We start from the raw sequence: 20,361 nt of genomic DNA, 5'->3' as shown, positions 1-20,361 counted from the left end.
GATGGTTTCCGGAACGCCTCGTTTTGGACCACTCAACCCGATGGGGCACAGTTCCATGGCAGTTTACAGCATGACCGGCTACGCCACGGCCCATCTCGGAGGGCCTCCAGCCTCCGGGCCCGGCGAGTCGGCACGCGAGTCCAGGCCCGGTCTGGGCATGGAAATCCGCTCGGTCAACAGCCGCTTTCTCGACCTCGTCTTCAAGCTGCCTGACGATCTGCGCGCCACCGAACCGGCGTTGCGCGACATGCTCTCGGCGCGCCTCAAGCGCGGCAAGGTCGAAGTGCGCGCCTGGATCGAAGGCCGAGCCGACGCCTTGCCCCGCCCGCCCAGTGCACAGGATCTGCAGAAGCTCGTGGGCTTGCAGGACAGCGTGCGCACCTGGCTGCCCACCGCGGCTCCCTTGTCGGTGGCCGAGGTCTTGCAACTCACCGCGCGCCAGCAAGGCAACCCGGGTGAACTCAATGATGGCCTCGTGGGCCTGGCGCAGACCGCGCTTGATGGCCTCATGAGCGCACGCGAGCGCGAAGGCAAGCGCCTGGCGGCCATGTTGCTGGACCGTCTGGGCCAGTTGCGACAACTCGCCAAGGATGCTCAACCCCTGATTCCCCAACTCGTGGCGCAGCAGCGGCAGCGCTTCATCGATCGGTGGAATGAAGCCCTTGGCGCTGGCAACGCGGCGGCCCTGGGCAACACCATCACCTCCGACATGGCGCAGGATCGTGCGCTGACCGAAGCCACCGCGTTCGCCATCCGCATCGACGTGGCCGAAGAGCTGACCCGACTCGACTCGCACCTGATCGAAATCGAGCGCTTGCTCAAAAAGGGCTCGGAAGTGGGAAAGCGGCTGGATTTCCTGATCCAGGAACTGCACCGAGAGGCCAATACGATGGGGTCGAAATCGTCCAATCTGGAACTGACCCGCATTTCGGTGGACATGAAAGTGCTGATCGAGCAGATGCGCGAGCAAGTTCAGAACTTAGAGTAAGGTCCTAGGGAGGCACATGCCACCCTAAATCGATGCCCTAAGCCGTTGATTTCCAATGGAAAGTTCTTCCAAGAGGTAACACACCGTCCCAGACAGGCGCATGCTTTCTGGCGGGTTTTTTGGCGGGTTCGTGGGGGGTTCGTTGGCGGGTTCGGAATTCCGAATCCATCTTTCGCAACCCTCCAGATCGCCAACCCGCCATCCACTTCTGGAGGCCGCATCATGTCTGGGTTGACACAAAATGTTTCAGATAGAACGCTGCGCGCTTGGCTGACCGCCGGGCCCGTGGACAAGGGGATCGGTGGCGGACTGATCTTCTTTGCGAGAGAGTCATCCGCACGCCAGGGGCAAGCCACCTGGATCCTTCGATACCGAATCGCCACACGGCGACACGAGAAGGTGTTGGGGCGATACCCCGACATCTCACTGAAAGACGCGCGAGAACTTGCTCGCCGCGACCGGGCGCTGATCCAGCAAGGGGTCGACGTCAACGCCAAGAAGCGCCAGGAGAAGCTCAAGGCCCTTCAGATGGAGGACGTCAAGGGGCTGGGCCAGATCTGGTACGAAAGGCACATCCTCGGGAAGATCAAGAACCCGCAGGTCGTCGAGCGCGTGCTGCGCCGCCACATCTATCCCGTGATCGGCAAGCTCGCCATTGACGAAGTTCGGCCTCATCACATCGACGCGGTTCTCGCGAAAATCGTCGAGGCGGGTGCCCCGACCGTGGCCAACGACGCGATGCGGTACTTGTTTCGCATGTTCCACTACGGCGCCAAGCGCAAATGGACGGATGCGAACCCGGTCGCCGGCTTCGACCTGTCAGACGCGGGAGGAACCGAAACACCCCGAGACCGCTTCTTGAGCTACGAGGAACTGATGTCGCTCGCTCGGGACATGCGCGAAACGCCGAACTTTGGGCGCATCAATGAGCTCGCCGTCTGGCTTCTGCTGGCACTTTGCGTTCGCAAAATGGAACTGCTGTCTGCCAGGGTGACGGATTTTGACCTTGAACGAGGTGTGTGGAGGCTGCTCCCCAATCGGACCAAGACCAAGTCGTACATCGAAATCCCGCTGTCGCTGCAGGTCGTCGAATGGCTCAAGGAAGTGATCGTCTTCGCGTGCGGCAGTCAGCACCTGTTCCCAGCGCGCCGTCTCGTTCGAAAGAGAAACGGAGTCGCCTGCAAAAACCGCTTTGAACACATCAGCCCAGACACACTCAACGTCGCGCTGAAAAGGCTGCCCATGGACGACGTCGAGCATTTCACGGTGCACGACATGCGACGAACCGCCCGCACCCAGTTGAGCGCACTGGGTGTCGACCCCTTTGTCGCCGAGCGGGCCTTGAATCACAAGTTGCCTGGAAGGCAAGCGGTCTACGACAAGCACGACTACTTTGTCGAAAGGAAGAAGGCGCTGCATCGATGGGGTGAGATGCTGGGCGCGATCAGCAGGGGACAGCCGGTTCACTTCCCCACGGACGCCGTCGAGTTGATGAAGAAGGAACCGGAGCAAAGCGCACTTGTCTATGCACCAAGGCAGTTGCCGCATGCGTTCGTCATGAGGGCAGCAGCCAACGAGTAGGAGACCGGCGACTTCACGCCGTCCACGATTCCGGCGGCGGACCGTGGATATCGGCGTGAGTCAGGCACCACCGGCCAAGCCGGTGGCTTGATGTTGGAATCCCTCAAAGGGCGCGGGAGATCGGCGCCTAAAGGCGCAGCACCCCGCAGCGCTTGCACCGTCCGGAGCCGCGAAGACACAACCCATCTCGGCGGGTAGTACTCTTCACCCGGCGGCTTCTTTCCTTGGTCGGCAAGAGGCAGCCCCGACCGCACCACTCGGTCAAACCTCTGCGAGTCCCTCGGCAGAGCCGGGGGCTTGCTTTATGAGTCACTACCCGCCATCGCTTCGGTGCCGGGACAGTAACAGTGGACTGACACCTACAGCGCTTTCACCGCGCCGAGCTTCGCATGCGTGTCACCCCAGTTGCACCGGATGCGCAGCCGCGCAACGCCAGCGCTTGCACCCCAGACATCGCCGCTCGCGCGCAGTGCGGGCGTGTCCCCCTCCCCTGCAACTCGAACGCCCTGGGCAGGCCTTGGCAACTCTGGACGCAGGTGCCAAGCCCCTTCCAACGCAGTCGTAGGAGCAGGAGCAACCGCAGGTCGGTCGACCCTCGCTCAAGCCGAAATCCCCAGGCGCTGGAGGAGCGCAATCGTCACCTTCTTCGAAGGAAGAGCTTCGGCTGCCGCCTTCACTTCTGCCATCCGTTGAACGAGCCGGGACCGGTAGGCCGCGTGATCAGCCCCCGATCGCTTCAGAGACGCCAAGAGAGCTTCCATGATGTAGTTTCTCAGGCGAATCTCAGCGCCGGCTGCAAAGCCGGCGGAAGACATCGCTGTTCCGACCAGTCGTTCCACATCAAGCTGCACCTGCACGTTCTCGCAAAGGCCATCGAGATTGAGGTCCACGTAGAACACAGGCGTCCCGTTCTCGATGTGCCAGAAGTCGGTTTGAATGAAGCGCCCCAGTTCCACGCTTCCCGGCCCAAAGATCCGCCAAACCCCGGAGTTGTGTCGACGCGCAGTGCCAGACCCGATGACGTGCATGTTCAGCCTCCAGGAGCCCGCGCGATGCGCACAAGCAGGGTTTCAACCACGGACTCCGACTTGCCGTCACTTGTGAAGAACTCAAGCTTGGCGCCCTCTGTCGAAGGGATGCTTTTGGTGCCGGCCTCTGTGAAGGACACCTGCAGGGCCGTTGCTCCTGTCGGCTTCAAGACTGCAGCCTGACCGTGCAAAGTCACCTTGCTGACCTTGTTGAGGTTCTTGCCCTGAATGTGAATGTCGAACGCCGCTGGAACGGAAAAGTGCAGACTTGGACTCACCTTCTCGATGACCACTTTGTTCGGATCCGCAACGGCTTCAGCCTTCTTGGGCTTGCAATCGTCACCCGAGGGTGTCGCAACGTAGACCAACTCTCCCGCGCCTGCGCCTCTCGCGCTGTCGACGATGGGGTGTTCGTGGCTGCCATACGAGGTGATGACCCTCAGAACCATCTCACGGTCGAGTTTGCCCGAGAGTGGAGAAATCGCTGGGACGCTGAGCAGGATGCCCGCCATGTCGGGCGCGATTCTGATGGCGCTACCTTCCAACAGTTGACCAAGAACCATGACTTTGTCGGTACGCCAGACATTACGTCCCGACACAAGCAGGGTCGATGCTCCACATGCGTTCACTGGCCCGCCCTTGACCGCCTCGATCCGTACAACCCGATCGCTGCTGCCCGTCAGCTGATTCGTGAACCAGTCAAGATCGGGCGAGCGGCGCTGCATCGGAACCTCGATCGTGGACTGCTTGCGCCCACCAGCATCTAGGCTGCCATCGGCCAGTTCGTGCGGCGAAGGTCCCCACAGCGTGGTGACCTTGAGCTTCAATGTCGGCCACCACGAGGGAATCGACATGTCCACCGAAAGATCGTAGGGTTTGATCATCTGCTCCACCCCAATACGGCCTTCAGGCTCAATAACCGTTCGAGGGCCGAGCACCCATCCGAAGGTCTGCTTGCTCGCAACTGCGTAGCCGACCACGGACGGAACGCGCTCAAGCGTCGTTGCACGGCCCATCGCCTGCCTTGAATAGCCCAAGGCCGCCTCGGCGGCCCGGTCGGAGGCCGGCGAGGCGGTGGCGATCGATGCGGCAAGGGCGAGGCTGTTAGCCGACCGCGCCACAGTGGACATCTGCTGAACCTGCTCGCGGGGCCCGACCTCATAGACCCGAGCTCGATCGGTCTGCGCGGCCGTCTGCAGCCTCTGCATCAGGGGTCCCCATGCCATGTTCGGCGCATCAACCTGCAAGGCGCTCGCCGTCCTTTCGCAGCCAGGAATCGACCCGAGCGCTGCCTGGAGCGACAGCAGATACTCTCTGGCTGCCTCGTGTTCCTGTTCCACCTGAGCTGCGTAAGTGCCACCATCACCCAATGCTGCGAGCCAAGGCTCCATCTTCCGGATGTACTGATGTGTCAACACGCGCGTGCGTGCGTAGTGCCTCTGTTCCAGGAGCAACTTCCGCTCTTGTCCCGCAGTGGAGTGCAGGTTCTCCGGTAGTGAGCCGCTACACAAAGATTCCAGCACCTGCCTCGAGGGACCGGCAGGATCCAGACGCCATGAGTCAATCAAGCCCTGGGACTGCCCGAGGTCCTTGCCTCGGCTCTCCTCGGCATCCGCAAAGTCTTGGACCAGCCCGCCGATGGATCCGGTAGGGGCTGCCGTCGGAACAGCGACCTCGTACCCCCCTGCGGTGATGATCGCCAAGACGCGTGCACGCTGGAGGGCCCGTGCCGTCGATCTCTGTGTGAACTTGCCATCTGCCCCCCGCGCGGATGGACCGAGGTTGACGTAGTCAAGCCATTCGGACAAAAAGCGCGACTTGGCTTCGTCGTCGAAGGTGGAGGGATCGACCTTGACCTGCACCACACCCAGCAACTTCGGATGTGCCGGATCTGGAACGACGGTGGCCTGCAGGTTCACGCGCATCAGGGCCGCGCTGCCGCGATCATGGAGTTCGTCCAGCGCCCTGGCATTTCGTTCGGCGTACAGCAGGTTCCGGTAGGCCTGCCGGTCGCGGAACTCATCAAACGGGTTGGCGGTGACCGAGGTAGGTGCCACAGGGCGAGCTTCCGCAGCCAACTGTGCAGTCAGGGCCGTCAGCCTCGCATCCAGCCGCGTCAACGCTGTTTCAACCGACGGAGCCGCAACCCCGCCAGCAAGCGAACCGGGCACATCCGTTGTCAGCTTGCCCAAGTCGGAATTGACTGGCTCAGTCTGCGTGGGCAATGCGGCGCGAATCAGTTCGGCGTCCTTGAGAAGCTGGACATACTGAATTTGACGGCGCAGTAGAGCGATCTCCTGCTCAATGGCATTCCGGTCCTGTGCTTGCCGAAAGTTTTGGCCCGCAGCCGGATCACGTGTCTGTCCGAATGCCGCGGTGACGGCGGATAGGGTCTCTGTCTCCCGCATCGCGTCCGGTTTGAACGTTACTGTGTCTGCCCCTTCGATCAGCTTGTCCAAAAAGGCCAACTCCCGGGCTCTTTCGTTGATCAGCGCCTCACGGCTGTAGACCTTTGGGTCCGACACTGTGATCGTCCCGGCCGCTGACACGACCGCGGGGTCATAACGTGCTGACTGCGAAAACGGTGTCGAACAGCCGACCAGAATCATGCTCCCGGCTGCCAGGGCGGCGACGGTACGCGGCGAACCAAGTTGCCTGGCTGGTCTCCAGCCACGCGATGACGGTGCGGCCTCGCCTGCGACGAGCGCTGCGCCCGTTGGAGGAGATTGATCCGTCAGGCAAATCTCTGTGTCAGGCACACGTTCGTGCGCCGGTGCATTTCCCATGTCGCGCCCTCCTCCAAAAGCGTTGGCTCGCCAATGATCAGTACGTTCTTCGTAGTCGCCGTGAAGTCAGTCTAAGAGTATTGAGATGTAACGACAATGACTGAACGGGGGATCGGGCAGGCGGATGGACTCCCCCTGGGACAGGTTTGACACGTCGAGAGAAGCGCACGGCCTGCAGCGAGATCTGTCATCAAGACGCGATTTTCCGCCTGGGACCAACGTCGGCCCCGGGCGATCGTTGCAACCGGCAGGCGAAGGATTCAGGCCGATGGGCGACCTGATTTGCGGAGGATGGCTCAGGACAATCTGGGGCGATCACATTTGTGCCGCAGGGCGCATTGGCGGCATGCCGCCTCGGACGTGGCGTAGGCCGGCCGAAGCTGCCCGTCGAGAATGCCCTTGCGGCGCCGGCGGAGGTCGGCTATCTCGTTCAAATCAAGCAGATGCACACGGTGCGAACGAAGGCGGCCGGCAGTATCCAGCACCGAAACGAAGGCGTAGGGTTCTACGCTGGCGCCAGTTTGCGCAGCTACTGCGAGCCGCTGGACGGACAGTTGGATGATGTCGGTCAGGTACGGACGATCCCGACGTCGGGTCTTGAGCTCCACCAGGACCAGAGCACCGTCCGGCAACCGATAGACACGATCCACCTTAGCGACCATCCATAGTGGCCCACCGGTGCGAAACGTCTCTTCCATATAGACAAGGTCCGCACGGGCGAGCTCTGGGGGCCGTGATCGGCGCTCGGCGCTACCCTTTCGCCGGAAAAGCCAGACAGCACCGAGCAAAAGCGCGAGAACAAGCCCCGCGACCCAAAAAACGACAGATGGGGTCACTGCTCGTCCCTCCTGGCGATGTGCAGAAGACATCCAGCCACCACCACGCGCAACAACCTTCGCGTCGCATCCATCGCTGCCGCCGAACGCACCAGGTGCGCGCACAGTGAAGGCGATGTCCTGTAGTAAAGCCCAACGATCCACCGACCCAGCCTGCATCGCAGGAGAACGGCGTCCCGATACTGCCGCAGCACCTGCGTCTCCAGCGCGTCCTGGCCAAACACGCAAGTCGCCACGAAGCAACGGCGATCCCCGCGCGAGGACAAGCCGTCCTCCAGATACCGCTGGTGGGCGAGCTGTCCTCTCGCCCGATCTTTCTGCTGTTCGTGCGTGACCTGCTCGCCGTACAGGTGAGCCAGCTGGATGCGCTTCTCGCAGAAGCCCATCTCGGCCATTTCCTTGGCGGTTACTTCACCCCGCCTACCATGTCCTTTTCTCGGCATCGTTCCCTCACTCGGCCAGGCTGGGCCCGAAGACGTCGTTGGTCACTCCAGCCGTCTCCGCGGGAACTTCGCCGCGAACCTCCGGTGATGTCACCCCGAGGGCTCCCTGGGCAAAGACCCCATATTGCGAAAGCAGGCCATCGTAGGCCAGCACCCGCAGTCGATTGACCCGCTTCACCCCCTGAGGAAAGCCGACCAGTTCGTCATACAGCCTGGGGTTGTCCGCGCGAGCCAGCTCGAACACCAGCCGAATGGCCTTCGGAGCCTCTTGCGTCGAGTGGGTCATGCCACCTCCCCTGCCTGCCGGTCGCGACCGGGGACCAATGTGGTCGAAGCGTAGTTCTGCCCCGCCACCTGGAACCCCCGCACGTTGGCAAACATCGGCTCCTTCACCTCGTGAATCCGATGCTTCGGAAACGCCGCCTTGACGGACCTCTTGAACAGGAACGCCCCGCCGCCGACCAGAATGATGTTCTGCAAGCTCTCCGGCGTCTCGATCCATTGGCGCATCGTCGACACCGCCTGCTGCGCGACGCTCTCGGCCAGCGGTAGATGCCGGCTGATGTCGTACGGCTTCTGGAAGATGACCGGCGCCTTGCCTGTGCGCAAGGCCAGGTCGATGGCGTCGTAGTCGCGGTACTGCGAGCCGATGTCCTTGGAAATTTCGGCCGCCAGCAACCGAAGCACGTCGGACATGCCGCGGTTGATGGAATGCGACTGCTTCTGCACCAGGCGCATACCGCGGGTGACCAGCCAGTCGAAGGTGCGTGAGCCCGGGTCAATCACCAAGCTCTGTTCGTTGCCGATGGTGGCCATCTTCTTGTGCTCGGCCGCGTAGTGCACCAGTGCACCCTGAGGCTGGGCAATCGCCATCGCTTTGGCGACCGTGACCGATTTCCCGCCGCCCACCTGGTGCTCACCGACCATGGCCTTCTCCAGCGCCGACTTCTTCAACGAGAAGAGCGCCACAGGCAGGCCGACGATCAGAAGGTCGATGTGAGGCACCTTCATCATGCTCAGCGCGCCGCGCAAGAGCGCCGTGTATTCCGGCGACTCGGTGTACTCGTCGTGCAGCTGCTTTGCCCTGAAAGTGTCGGCGGCCAGACCCACGTCCGGTCCCACCTCGTAGAACAGCGGACCGACCGGAATGCACACGGTCTTTCGCCGTTCGCTTGCCGGCCAGTGCGGCGTCTCGCCGCTGGAGGGGTATGCGATTGACGGAAAGCTTGCGCAGCGAATGTCGGCGCCCGTGACGCCGGTGACGAACTTGGTGTTGCCGGAGCCGACATCCACCGCCCTGACGATCAATTCCATGAGAAGCTCCAAAAGTTGATGAACGTGCCAGCGAGGATCGGAACTCCGACGCCGCCGCGCCACACGCAATCCGCCCGAAAACGCATGGATTTCGGCATCGGGCTCTCCCGACCATCAGCCGGCCGTGAGGCCAGTGACAGCGAATTGACACCTTCTGCGCGCCCAAGCCTCGATGGCCTGCATGTGTGTCACCACGGTCTCACCCGAACCGCATTCGTCAACCCCGGTTGAGCGCCAGCGTGCCGCGACCCGCAGTGGCCTGTTCCGGCGTCGAGCGCACCGTCGTTGGACCAGAGGCAGAGCTTTTCCCTGTCAAGCCCGCATGCGGCCTCGCTTTGCGGCCCGACGGGACACTAAATCGCCCCTATCACGGCATCCCGTGCCTGCAACCGCCACCGGCAATCGATGTTTCATGCCGTCGCATTGCCATACCTTGCTTGACCTGCAAGCCCTTCTCGTCATCCACTACAGGCTCCCGAGGGCCATCCTTGGCCCGCTCCATCGCGGAGCAAAAGGCGTCGCAGTCGTTACCTGCCCTTCAAGCCCCGGTCCTGAACCGGGGTGGCCGTCGCCCCCGAGGCGACCGCCCCGAGGTTTCTGTTTCGTAGTGCATGTGCCTTCGACCTTCGCCAGCCCCGAGCTGGGCGCTCTTTGAAGCGCGTCAAGGCCGTCGATTGACTGACTCGGTACCCGATGCCGGTTCCCGATCCCGCCATCACCTGAGCACGCGTGTTCCACGCCGCCAGCGGTTGTGCTTGCCCTCATGGGCTCCACGCTGGTTCCCGCTCAATTGCTCGACACCGCCCTGGACTTTCGGTCAGGGGCGGACCCATGCGCGCAGATGGCGCTGCGAATTCAAGGATTGATCCACCAGTAGGCGCGAGACCCGATCTCGGCGCCGACGCGACTGCCCGCCCCAGAGGCGGTGGCGCGTCAACAACCTCCGTGGTTGCAGAAATGCACGTACGGAGCCGGATCACACGTTTTCATTTTTAAGACCGACCGAGCTGGCCCCTGCCCCCGCAGGCGGCCGGCGCAACCCCTGGGTCGGCGGCGCGCGCTGTGGTCGCGTGCGCTGCCGTGAATGCCTGACCACCCGCTCCAGCGGATGACGGAATCCGTCGCTGGGGTTGGTCTTCCCGGATTCCTGCCGGCGCGCCGTTCGGGCGGCGCGTCGTTCACCTCACTTGGAGAAGACGATGACAACGAAACCTTCGCGCCGGCCGGCCGATCCCGTGAGCCCCGGACGCATCCGAGGCATGGATCAACCTCGTCCTCAGGCGTGGGCTGGAAAGTCACCCGAAGACATCCTCGCTCGCCTGCGACCGGGCCACGCCGATCCGATGCGCGTGCTGGATACCCTGATCGGCCTGTTCAACACGCGGCACACGGCACGCGAAAAGAGCGTCTCGCACAAGACCCGGGCCGAACGCGCCCGTTTTCTGCGGCGCTTCTTCCTGGACCTCAAGCTCAAGGCTGGCTTTCACACCGTGCCGGACCCCCGCAACCTGGGCCAGAAGCACCTGCACGCGATGGTGCAGGTGTGGAAGCGCGAGGTGCTGGCCGCCGCCACCATCCAGACCTACATGAGCTTCCTGCGTGGACTCGCTTCCTGGATGAACAAGCCGGGTCTGGTGCTCCCGCCCGCGCGCTATGGCCTGAGCCTGGAGGAGTACCAGCGGCACGAGTGCGCCCAGCACGACAAGAGCTGGAGCGCGCATGGCATCGACGTGGACACCGTTCTCGCCCAGGTGGCGCAGTACGACGCGCGCATCGCCGCCTCGATGCGGCTGGGCGATGCGCTCGCGCTGCGGCGCAAGGAATCCGTGATGTTCCGTCCGTTCGAGCATGTCGTGCCCTTTGAGCAGACGGGCCTGCCCGCCGAGCAGCGCAAAGCGGATGAATATGTGTGGACCAAGGGCAAGGGTGGCCGCGTGCGCTGGGTCGCGGTGGTGACGGAAAAGCAGCGCGCAGCGGTGGCGCTGGCACGCTCACTGGCCACCAGCCGCGATGCACACATGGGCGATCCGGCACTGAGCCTGAAACGCAACTTGCGCCGGCTCGACTACGCCCTGGAGAAGTTCGGTATCACCAAACGGCTGGCGGGCACCACGGGCCACGGGCTGCGCCACGGCAACGTGAACGATCTGTACGAGGATGTAGCCGGTGTGCCCTCGCCCGTGCGCGGCGGCGGTCCGGTGGCACCCGAGCTGGACCGGGCGGCGCGGCTGGCCGTGGCCGAGCGGGCTGGCCATTCCAGGATGAGAGCGAGCACGGCTTACATCGGTGCCGTCTTGCCGAAGCCGGCGGCGAACCGCAAGAACGCGTGAGTCCTCTCCAGGGCACCGCCTTCCATGCAACCCTTGCCGCGCCATCGACGCATTGCGGCAGCACAGGACAATAGGAACATGCTTGACCTGACTGCGCATCCCACCGTCCTTGAACTAGCAGCCGCCCTCCTGCTGGGTTCAGTGATTGGACTGGAACGGGGCTGGCGGGACCGCGAGCGCCCCGAGGGAAGCCGGGTGGCGGGCTTGCGGACGTTCTCGCTCATCGGCTTGTTCGGCGGCATCCTGGGCGTGCTGACACAGGAGTTCGGCGCCCTGCTCGCCGCGATGGGCTTGGCCGGGCTGTCGCTGCTTGCGGCAGCAGCCTACCGAGAGAACGTGCGGGTCCACGGCAGCCTGAGTGCCACCACGGCGGTCGCGATGCTGCTCACCTGCGCACTGGGTGTGATCGCTGGCGTTGGCCAGCCCATCCTGGCCATCGGCGCGGGGGTGGTCGCAGCGGTCCTGCTCGATCTCAAGCCCACCTTGCACCGCTGGCTGCGCCTCATCGAACAGCGCGAGCTGAGCGCCGCATTGCAGATGCTCGTGCTCACGGCCGTGATCCTTCCGATGCTGCCGGACAGCGGGTACGGTCCCTATGAGGCGCTGAATCCATATCGACTGTGGTGGGCCGTGATCTTGATCGCGGGCCTGTCGCTGTGCGGGCACCTGGCAATCCGGCTGACCGGGCCCAGTCGCGGCATCTTCTGGACCGGCCTGCTGGGCGGCCTCGCCTCTTCCACGGCCGCCACGTTGACGCTGGCGCGCCGTGTCCGAAAGGACTCCGCGATCAGGCAGGCCGCCACGGCGGGGATCCTGGCGGCCTCCGCCATGATGTTCCTTCGGATGACCGCCGTCGTGCTCGCGCTGCAGCCGTCCCTGCTGCGCAGCATGGGGGTTCCCATGATCGTTGGCGCATTGGTGCTCCTGGCGCTCTCCTTCATACGGCGGCCATCCCGCTCGCAGGTGGATGCAGCCCCTTCGCCTGTCGAAGCGGGAAACCCCTTCGACTTGAGCACCGCGTTGGGATTCGGGCTGATGCTCGGCGCGCTCGCTCTGCTGACACGCGCTGCCCAGCATTGGATGGGCGACGTGGGCTTGTACGCCCTGTCGCTTCTGTCCGGCCTGCTCGATGTCGACGCCATCCTCTTGACCGTCATGCACATGAACAGAGAGGGCGCGCTGCACGCCGATCAGGCCATGGTCGCGGCAGGACTGGCGGTGCTCGCCAACATGGCGATGAAGGCCGGCCTGTCCTGGCTTGCCGGCGACCGGCCTCTGGGGCGGCAGGTCACACTCGGCTTCATGCTGGCGATGGTGGCGGTGGCTGGAACGGCTTTGCTCGTCTCATCCTCGTGAGGCGGTGCAACAGTGCCCCGCCGCATCACTGCAGAATCCTGTGTCGAGCACCTGTCAGGCTTCTCATTGCGAGGAACCGCCTCACGTGCGATGGCCCTTGCGTTGAGGCGCACTTCATTTCGATGGAGAACTCGGCATGCTCACTTTGACCCGCCTCAGTGGCCTGCATCGGGGCCATGCAGCATCGACCCAGCGCCGACAGTGACGGGAGCAAGTGAGGTCCCTCGATGCGCTCAAGTGACGGGGCCGCGTGCTCCCATCTGCATGACCGATGACATGGGGCGTCGGGGTGAGAACGGAAGCGTCGGACCGTGGCCGAAGCGCACCACGAGGTCCGGCGAGAGGTTGGGCAGCCCCAGCAGCGAGGCCAGTTGAGGCCTCAGGCTTGCGACCTCCACGGGCTGGTTGATGTGAGCATGCTTGAGCCCCAGCGACGTGGCGGTCAGCGCGAAGCGCTGAAACGCCCGCCCCACGGCCACCCAATGGGCGGGCTCCTGCCGCTCGGCGATCCACACGGCCACACCCGCCGAGGATTCGATGTGGCGGGCGTACTTCTCTCGCTCGGCCGAAGGGGTGAAAAACAGATCGAAGGCATGGCCGCCCAGCGCCTCCGGCATGGCTGGGTTGCCACTGGCCGGCGCGTACAGGCCATCGCCGGTCGCCATCGCGCTCCGTGGGCTGAACCGAAGCCACGCCTTGAGCTCCGCCATGAAAGCCGCATCGGCCAACTGGGCATCATTGCCGGCCACGACAAGGTCGCGCACCCGGTTGATCTGCGCGCGCTCGGTCAGGATGGCTGCATGCACGCCAGGGGCGGCGGCTGCGCGCTGCAAGGCCTCGATGTCCTGTACAGCGACTGGCGTGCCACCGTAGGCCGCACGCGTGGACTGGCGCTGCGCGATGGCCTGCAACAGCGCATCGGGTCGAGGGGTGGCACGCGAAAACGCGTACCGTTGGGAGCCGTCCTCCCTGACAGAGACGGTGCCCGGCCGGCCACTGGCGGTCGCAGCGACAACCAGGTTCTCCATCGCGCACCCGAGGCTGATGAACAGATGGTGGTTGTCAGGATCGACGGCGGGTGTCGCGCGCGTCAGGTCCGGCAGGATGTCGATGGCATCCGCACTGGCGATGAAGCGCCATGGCTGGGTGTTGTGGCTGTTGGCCGCCAGCGTCGCATAGCGGATGAGATCCTCGATCTCGGCACGCTCGGGCAAAGGCTCCCGAAGTCGGTCGGCATACTGCGCATACGCGCTGGGGCTTCCTGCCGCCAGTCGCCATGCGACCGCCGTGCCACCGACTGCCACGGCGGCGCTGCCCGCTCCAATCAGCACACTGCGTCGCTCCATGGCAAGCCCTTTCCGCCGTCGTCGGCCCCCTCACTCTAAGGTCCGGTGCGGCCCGGCAGATTGATCTTTGTCATGGAGCGGATGCCGTTCGCACGCGCGAATCGGGCTGACGATACGAATGACCGGTGCGTAGTGCGTCGTCCATCAGGGGATGAGCCCCCCACAACAGGCATGCGCAAGTTGCCTCCGAGGCGATCAGGACTACCACCCGGGGGCGCGAAGCACGGATGCCTCAGAATGTGCAGAACACCTCCTGGAGACCCAGATGCCACCGATGCACGATCTGCGGATGCTGCTGCGCTACAACGCCTGGGCCAACGACCGGTTGTTCTCGGCACTGGCGGCGTTGCCCGGTAAGCGTCCGGCGAAGTCATCCTGAAGCCAGAGGCGAGGCCAGTAGCTACGCGCTCCCTCAGTCAAGGAAGCCAACCGTGACTGTGTACTCTAGATGCTTCAACCACTGAGCTTTTGCCCAAGTTCCGATGGCGGGGGTGAAGGGAACCTCCGCCTTGGTGATAGTCGATTCGTGGGGAGATATTCGATACCAGCAGGCTTCGCTCTTGGGTTTGTTGCCGCCAGACTTACGCCACCGCTCATACTTGTCGACGACAAGCCTGCCGTCCAGGATGAGGAACGACCAAGTCGTGCCCCATAGGCCGTCAGGACTGTTGGACTCGAGGGTGAAGTGCGAGGTATTCATGGCGACGCGGCCGTTGCAGAGAATGGACGCTGCAAGTATCGCCAAATCATGCCGGCGTTTTCCCACTGCGCTTGTCGGCGCATGCACACAGTGAGGTCAGCGGAGGGGAGCATATCGCAGTCGCGCCTGGACCAGTGGTGCATCGACTACGCAGACTCGCTGTCCGTGGAGGATCAAGGCGAGCAGGTGGACTTCCAGTTTGTCGATGGTGCCACGGGCCGTCTGCGGCGCGGAGAGATCCTGCTGCATGTGGCCAACCACAAGACCTACCACCGTGGCTATGTGGCGGTTGTGCTCTACCAACTCGGCGGCAGGCCGCCCGTGATGGACCTGCCGGTGTTTCTCAGGGATGCGCCCCGGGTGCTTTGCGGCGCGCAACAGGAAGCCGCGCGCTCAGATCGCACAGCTTAGGCCACCCGCAACTCGGCCTCGCTTCTGCCGCTGGCCAGCGCCTCGGTGAACCACTTGGGCTTGGGGCCATACCCCGACCAAGTGTTGCCCGCGCCGTCCTGGAACTTGATGCGCCCGCGTGGGCGCTTCAACGGGGCTTCCGCATTGGCCGCAGCGGCCACGCCAGCGGGCTTGCGCCCCTTGCGACCGTCCTTGCCAAGGTCCAGATCAGAAGCCGTGATTCCGTAATAGGCGATGGCTTCTTTCATGCGAGCGATGACCCCGGCCTTCTCCGTGTCGCGAATCTCATTGGCCTGTTGTTGCAGCTTGGCGATCTCTGCGTCGATTTCCTTGAGCGTCAGATTGGTGCTGGCCATGGGCGTAAAGGTGCGTGTGGATTGAATGAGAGCAGGACATCGGCAGGGACTTGTACGCCCTGACCGCACGCGGAGTCTATAGCAGCCCATTCATCGCCCACCATGGCCGCATCTCGCGGCCGCGCTTTCCGGACCAGCGGCACCGCATCCGGTTGGACTCACCCGGCGGGCGACACCTCGAAATCCTCGTCGGGATAGATGAACGCCCCTCGCTCCCGCACCTCGCCCGCATCCACCTCGTCCTCCGTCACACCATACAGGGACAGCGCCGCACAGCGCGCCAGGGCTTCGCTATCCTCCGCGACCTGCCCAATGTGCTGGGCCTGCCCTTCGCGCATCACGCGCACGTTCCATTGCATCACGCTCATCGGTGCTCCTTGATTCCCCGGTTCATGCCTCGATGGAGGCGTCCGCTTCAGGTGCTTCGCTCGCCTCTTCCTCATGCCGGAATCCGAACCGCGCCCAGGTGCGAGGATCGACTTCGATGGGGCCGCTGCGCTTGGACTCCAGGTTGACGACGACACCGTGGGCGGACAGGCGGCCTCTGGAGAACAACTCGTAGAGCAGTTGAGCGGCGAAGCGCACCGCCACGTCATTGACAAACAGCCCCTGCGAGGCCAGCGACATGCGCACCGAGCAGGACGGCAGGTTGTCCTCGGGTGCCGTGTTGTCGAGCAGTTCGGGGAACAGTTCGGTCACACACGGCAGGCGCGGCCCGGTCGCACCCGCCTCCGAGGCCAAGCCCCCCTCGGGCTCGCCCAGCACCACCTGCGCCGTGGCCTCGGTGTTGCCCAGGTCGAGCCAGTAGCGGTAGCGGCTGCTGTCGCGCCACGCGATGCGGTGCAGCATCCCCCGCGCCGAGCGGCTGTCCACGCAACTGATCAGCAGGTCCGCGCCCGACGAGTAGCGCTGGCCGTTCACATGGTCCTCGTAGCGCATCGGATGGGCCTCCCAATCCAGCCCGTAGAACTGGTTCAGACGGTGGATGGTCACCAGCGCCTTGTGCCTGCCGATGTCGGCTGCGCTGTAGAGTTGCCGTCCCACGTTGGCCCCGCTCACGCGGTCCGCGTCGAAGGCGGTGACGTGCAGGCCGCAAGGATGGCCCAAGGCACGCATCGCAATGTCCAGGCGGGCGAGGCAGGCGGCCATCTGCGCGCCGTTGCCGCCCACGCCGACCAAATGCACCGCCACGCGGCGCTCCAACAGTTTGGGATGAATCAGGTGTTCCACCAGTCGCTCCAGTTCAATGTCCTGCCGCCAGTCTCTCGCGACGGGTGTTGTCTTCAAGCCCGGTGCCAGCGGCGCATCACGCGCCGCACCCAACCGTCGCGCCATTCGGCGGGTTCGCCGTCACCCGTGTCGAATGGCAGCGCCTTCGGCCCCTGCCAAGGATGGCGCGGCAGCGTCTTGTACAGGCCGTTGATCACGAGCCGGAAGCAGGCCATCGGCGCAGGCTGGTCCAGCAGGCCGAACACGCCCGCCACCGCGATCCCCTGATCGTCCCGGTCGTCGTCGGCCGACCAGAACGCCGGGCCACGACCGTGGGTGTGCAGGTCCACGGCCACCGTCTCGTCTCGCGCCATCGGCGGCCTGCGGTAATCGATCCGAACTGGCGATGACCATTCGGCATCGCAGAACTCCAGGCGCAGGCGCCCGGTGCTGCGCGAATAGATCAGCACCCCGGCGACTTCATTGGGAAGGTGCTCGCGGCCATAGGCCACGAACTCCTCGATCAGCTTGATCGGCAGCGGGCCGAAGCTGAACCGTAGATGTTCCTGCACCTCGCCGTAGGGCAGGCGCATGGCTGGCGCGTCCAGACCGAGCGCCGTGATGCTGTCGAGCCAGTCGAGGCGGGTCTGCACGAACCAGCCGTTGCGGGCCACGATGATGCGCTGGCCATTGGCCATCTCGGGCAGCTTGCCGAAGCGCGGCGCAGCCACCACCGGACATGCGGCCAGCAGTGCCTGGTCCCTGGGGTCGAGCATGGCCATCATGCGTCCTCCGGCTCGCCGAGCAGTTGGCCCAGCGTGGACTTGGCGTCGACCAGCACGCGCTCGGGAAAGCGCGTGAACCGCTGGTCGAGCATGTCGCGCCAGAAGGCGTAGGAGCCGCCCCGGTAGCGCAACAGCTTGCCCGTCACGTTGGGGTGCGTGAAGTAGGAGCGCAGGAAAGCATCGTTCCAGGCCCCGATCTTCTCCACCGTGGTGCCTTCCGGCACCGGCGCGTTGCCCTGGCAGATGTGGCCGTGGCCATCGACGTTGAAGAACGGGGCCTGGAACAACGCCGTCTTCGGCGTCGGGCGGCGGCTGCCCTTGACCGCCCACACCCGCCATCCACGGCTGGCGGCGGCGAAGACCAGTCCGGGCAGGGGAACGGTGTCGCCACGCTCCGTGCCGCCGAAGGACTCCGCATGGTCGTCGCCCACGCGGAACGCGATGTGCCGCCGTGTCGGGGGCACCCACCACACGAGCACGTCGCCATGCAGGTACAGCACCGTCTCGGGCAGGAAACCGCCATGCGCGGCGCGCTGGAGCAACGCCGACGCCAGTTCGCGCGCGGCCTGGGCCGTCATGGCGTGGCCCGCGCCGATCACCGGCGCGCCGTCCACGGTCAGGACCTCGTGGACGGTGGCGAGCGCGCCGCCCGAGCGTCCGTGGTACAGCAGCACGGCCTGGTCCAACGTCAGTACGTTGTCGGTCGGCGTCTGGATGGAAAACTCCGCTTCAGTCATGGGTAGAACCTCCTGCGCTCAGTCTCCGATGGACAGCGCATAGATCAAGCGGTCGATCAGGCCGATGGCCTCGAAGCGCTGGCCCATGCGCTGAAACCATGCACCCAGCGCGCCGGGATCGCCCAGCGGGATCATCACTTCGCCCATGCGGTCGCAGTACTCGGCCTGATGCGCGAGGTTGAGCAAGTCGTCGTAGATGCGCGTGGTGACGTCACCCTCGTCCCAGGACAGCACCGCGCCGAAGCCGATGTATTCGCCCTCGATGTCGGGCTTGAAGTCGTCCGTGAGCGTGAGGCGGGACAGCGCCAGCGCATCGGTGGCAATCTGGCGCAGATGCGGATCGGCCAGCGTCTTGGCCGCATGACGAAGGCTGCATGGCCGCGATGCCGCAGTGCCCTTGCGCCGGCGCTCGCCTTTGGCCGGCCGGTGCTGCCAGCGCCGCGCCCACTCCGGGTAGGCCGCATCCAGCATGCGGCGCGTCACCATTTCCTCGCGCATGGCTTCGCGGTCGGCAGCGTCGCCGTCCTCGCACATCATGTCCAGTGCAGCTTCCTCATCCATCTCGCCCTGCCAGTACACATAGGACGCCACATCGTCGGCAATGTCCGGGGTGAACAGCGGATAGACATAGCGGCTCTGCTCGCGCAGCACCTGCAGGACGGTGATTCCCAGGTTCGGCATGGCCGCGTTGAGCGCCTCCAGGCGCTCGCCCACCGCCCACTCGGCTTCGCGGAACTCGCACCAGTACACGTCGAGCTGGGCATAGGCCGTCTGGCGCCCGGCGCGCATGGCCGGGTAGTTGCCGTGCTCGTCCAGCACGCTTACCGCAAAGCGGGGCTCCAGGCACTGGAGCCCGCCGACCTGCCGCTTGATCCATGCGTCGATGGCACGTTCGCACGCCTTGAGGGGATCGGGTTCCGCCTGCGGCAAGTCGTCTTCGCGCACCGCACCGGCATCGATCAGGAAGCGGCACAGCGAGGCATTGGCCTGCGCCTGGGTGGTCGATGCGACGGTGAGCGGCACCGCCGCAGACAGGACCGGCAACGCCAGCACCGGCGCGGTGGTGGGTGTGGCAACGCGGCTCATGGCAGCGGCGACAGCATGTCGCTGGTGGCGCTGGCGCGTTGGACGGCGGCATCCTGACGCGGCTTCTCCTGTGTCCGATGGGCGAAGCGGCTCCACGCCGCCGAACGGGCTTGCACGGTGGGCCGAGACAGGGCGCGGGACAGCTTGCCGGTGGCGCTCTGCGTGCCGCGCTCCGTGGCTTGAACCTGCGCCAGCAGCGCGGCGAGACGCGGGCCGGGCGGCACCTGCCGTGCAGGGTCAGGGGTGCCCGCGCCTTTCGTGCCCACGGCCTTGCGGAAGGTGAAGTCCTGCCGCCCGTTGGCGACTTCGCCGGCCTCGACCTCGGCGCTGACCAGTTCGGGGTATTGCGCGCTGTAGAGGTCGCGCACTTCGCGTGGCGCGAGGCCGGGCACGTCCGGCAGCAGGATGCCGTTGTAGGTGAAAGTGCGGACGATAGGGGTGACTTGGATCGACATGGGGATGGCTCCTTGAGGGTCGGGGCGGCCACCAGGGCGATGGCCTTGCACTCAGTCTCTCGCCGGACGCCCCCGGCGCAAGGGCGCTGGGGCGGCTCATCCGAACAGGTCGAAGGATTCGCCGTCCCCCGTGGCAGCACCGGCCGTTGCCGCCTGAGGTTGGCCATCGGCACCGTCCGGTCCTTCGTCGTCGTCCTGCGGCGCGGTGCTGGGCGGGGCCGCGACTGCAGGGGTGGCTGCGGGCTTGCTGGTGCTCGGCTTGGGCGCAGCGGCCTTGGTGGTCGCATCACTGGCCTTCTTCACCGAAGCCGCTTTCGCCGCCTCGATCACTTCCTTGGTGGCTTCGGCCTGCTGCGCGAGGCTTTGGCGGACTTCGCGGAAGCCGCGCAGCGCGTCGATGAACCCTGTGTCGAACTCCTGCGGGGTGGCCGTCAGGCTCAGGGGCTGTGCCAGCGCGGGTTCAGCGGCATCCGGCTTGGCCTTCGGAATCACATTGACTGTCAGCCGTCCCGACTTCTCGTCGGCGCTCACCGTCATCGTGAGCGTGGTGCTGCAAGCCAGCGCGAACAATTCTTCAAACATCGTCATGTCATGCTCCTTGGGGAATGTGGGAC

The 20,361-nt window shown here is 64.8% G+C and carries 20 protein-coding genes; 5 read left to right on the top strand and 15 right to left on the bottom strand.

What is annotated here, in order from left to right; genetic code table 11:
- The first annotated feature begins 55 nt into the window (after nt 1-55).
- Both ACTIF6_RS13570 and ACTIF6_RS13565 read left to right on the top strand, forming a co-directional pair.
- Complete coding sequence (locus ACTIF6_RS13570; protein ID WP_439588450.1) at nt 56-988, top strand: YicC/YloC family endoribonuclease; 933 nt, start codon at nt 56-58, stop codon at nt 986-988.
- Between the two features lie 222 nt (nt 989-1,210).
- A complete protein-coding gene (locus tag ACTIF6_RS13565) occupies nt 1,211-2,569 on the top strand; it encodes a tyrosine-type recombinase/integrase (RefSeq protein WP_244386710.1) in 1,359 nt (452 codons plus the stop codon).
- A gap of 599 nt (nt 2,570-3,168) precedes the next feature.
- Here the strand turns inward: ACTIF6_RS13565 and ACTIF6_RS13560 are convergent.
- The 6 genes from ACTIF6_RS13560 to ACTIF6_RS13535 all read right to left on the bottom strand — a co-directional run bounded on the left by ACTIF6_RS13560 (nt 3,169) and on the right by ACTIF6_RS13535 (nt 8,976).
- A complete protein-coding gene (locus ACTIF6_RS13560; protein ID WP_244386715.1) occupies nt 3,169-3,597 on the bottom strand; it encodes a hypothetical protein in 429 nt (142 codons plus the stop codon).
- 2 nt (nt 3,598-3,599) lie between these two features.
- Nucleotides 3,600-6,206 carry a hypothetical protein gene (locus ACTIF6_RS13555; RefSeq protein WP_244386716.1) on the bottom strand — a complete coding sequence of 869 codons (2,607 nt, stop codon included), beginning with the start codon at nt 6,204-6,206 and terminating at the stop codon, nt 3,600-3,602.
- Between the two features lie 473 nt (nt 6,207-6,679).
- A complete protein-coding gene (locus tag ACTIF6_RS13550; protein ID WP_439588449.1) occupies nt 6,680-7,219 on the bottom strand; it encodes a PD-(D/E)XK nuclease family protein in 540 nt (179 codons plus the stop codon).
- A complete protein-coding gene (locus ACTIF6_RS13545; RefSeq protein ID WP_439588448.1) occupies nt 7,216-7,605 on the bottom strand; it encodes a CFI-box-CTERM domain-containing protein in 390 nt (129 codons plus the stop codon). The genes ACTIF6_RS13550 and ACTIF6_RS13545 overlap by 4 nt, the downstream gene beginning before the upstream one ends.
- Before the next feature lie 64 nt (nt 7,606-7,669).
- Nucleotides 7,670-7,948, bottom strand: a complete 279-nt coding sequence (locus ACTIF6_RS13540; RefSeq protein WP_244386723.1) for a hypothetical protein — start codon at nt 7,946-7,948, stop codon at nt 7,670-7,672.
- Nucleotides 7,945-8,976: a PRTRC system protein D gene (locus ACTIF6_RS13535; protein WP_244386725.1), complete on the bottom strand. Its 1,032-nt coding sequence runs from the start codon at nt 8,974-8,976 to the stop codon at nt 7,945-7,947. The genes ACTIF6_RS13540 and ACTIF6_RS13535 overlap by 4 nt, the downstream gene beginning before the upstream one ends.
- A gap of 1,199 nt (nt 8,977-10,175) precedes the next feature.
- Between ACTIF6_RS13535 and ACTIF6_RS13530 the strand changes: the two genes are divergently transcribed.
- Together ACTIF6_RS13530 and ACTIF6_RS13525 are read left to right on the top strand one after the other, a co-directional pair.
- Nucleotides 10,176-11,306 (top strand): phage integrase N-terminal domain-containing protein, encoded by a 1,131-nt coding sequence (locus tag ACTIF6_RS13530; protein ID WP_244386727.1) that lies wholly within the window; start codon nt 10,176-10,178, stop codon nt 11,304-11,306.
- A gap of 78 nt (nt 11,307-11,384) precedes the next feature.
- Complete coding sequence (locus ACTIF6_RS13525) at nt 11,385-12,662, top strand: MgtC/SapB family protein (RefSeq protein ID WP_439588447.1); 1,278 nt, start codon at nt 11,385-11,387, stop codon at nt 12,660-12,662.
- A 233-nt stretch (nt 12,663-12,895) separates the two neighbouring features.
- On the opposite strand, the gene ACTIF6_RS13520 is transcribed toward ACTIF6_RS13525, so the two are convergent.
- Complete coding sequence (locus tag ACTIF6_RS13520) at nt 12,896-14,008, bottom strand: Acg family FMN-binding oxidoreductase (RefSeq protein ID WP_244386731.1); 1,113 nt, start codon at nt 14,006-14,008, stop codon at nt 12,896-12,898.
- A gap of 865 nt (nt 14,009-14,873) precedes the next feature.
- Here ACTIF6_RS13520 and ACTIF6_RS13515 point away from each other — a divergent pair.
- Entirely contained in the window at nt 14,874-15,119 is a 246-nt protein-coding gene (locus ACTIF6_RS13515; RefSeq protein WP_428300317.1) for a DinB family protein, read from the top strand.
- Here the strand turns inward: ACTIF6_RS13515 and ACTIF6_RS13510 are convergent.
- From ACTIF6_RS13510 to ACTIF6_RS13475, 8 genes are all read right to left on the bottom strand, one after another.
- Entirely contained in the window at nt 15,116-15,475 is a 360-nt protein-coding gene (locus ACTIF6_RS13510; RefSeq protein WP_244386735.1) for an H-NS histone family protein, read from the bottom strand. The genes ACTIF6_RS13515 and ACTIF6_RS13510 overlap by 4 nt on opposite strands.
- A gap of 158 nt (nt 15,476-15,633) precedes the next feature.
- Nucleotides 15,634-15,843, bottom strand: coding sequence for a hypothetical protein (locus tag ACTIF6_RS13505; protein ID WP_244386737.1), 210 nt, complete (start codon nt 15,841-15,843; stop codon nt 15,634-15,636).
- A 22-nt stretch (nt 15,844-15,865) separates the two neighbouring features.
- Entirely contained in the window at nt 15,866-16,762 is an 897-nt protein-coding gene (locus ACTIF6_RS13500) for a PRTRC system ThiF family protein (protein ID WP_428300318.1), read from the bottom strand.
- Nucleotides 16,759-17,466, bottom strand: a complete 708-nt coding sequence (locus tag ACTIF6_RS13495) for a PRTRC system protein A (protein ID WP_244451714.1) — start codon at nt 17,464-17,466, stop codon at nt 16,759-16,761. The genes ACTIF6_RS13500 and ACTIF6_RS13495 overlap by 4 nt, the downstream gene beginning before the upstream one ends.
- Nucleotides 17,466-18,206 (bottom strand): PRTRC system protein B, encoded by a 741-nt coding sequence (locus ACTIF6_RS13490; protein WP_244386741.1) that lies wholly within the window; start codon nt 18,204-18,206, stop codon nt 17,466-17,468. The genes ACTIF6_RS13495 and ACTIF6_RS13490 overlap by 1 nt, the downstream gene beginning before the upstream one ends.
- An 18-nt stretch (nt 18,207-18,224) precedes the next feature.
- A complete protein-coding gene (locus ACTIF6_RS13485) occupies nt 18,225-19,292 on the bottom strand; it encodes a PRTRC system protein F (protein WP_244386742.1) in 1,068 nt (355 codons plus the stop codon).
- The gene (locus ACTIF6_RS13480) at nt 19,289-19,747 is read right to left on the bottom strand and encodes a PRTRC system protein C (RefSeq protein ID WP_244386744.1); all 459 of its coding nucleotides are present in this window, start codon (nt 19,745-19,747) and stop codon (nt 19,289-19,291) included. The genes ACTIF6_RS13485 and ACTIF6_RS13480 overlap by 4 nt, the downstream gene beginning before the upstream one ends.
- 96 nt (nt 19,748-19,843) lie before the next feature.
- A complete protein-coding gene (locus tag ACTIF6_RS13475) occupies nt 19,844-20,335 on the bottom strand; it encodes a PRTRC system protein E (RefSeq protein ID WP_244386745.1) in 492 nt (163 codons plus the stop codon).
- Nucleotides 20,336-20,361 lie beyond the last annotated feature (26 nt).

Source organism: Hydrogenophaga sp., from assembly GCF_051860785.1.
In the GTDB taxonomy this organism is placed as follows: domain Bacteria; phylum Pseudomonadota; class Gammaproteobacteria; order Burkholderiales; family Burkholderiaceae_C; genus Hydrogenophaga.
This window is presented reverse-complemented; position numbering and strand designations above follow the sequence as displayed.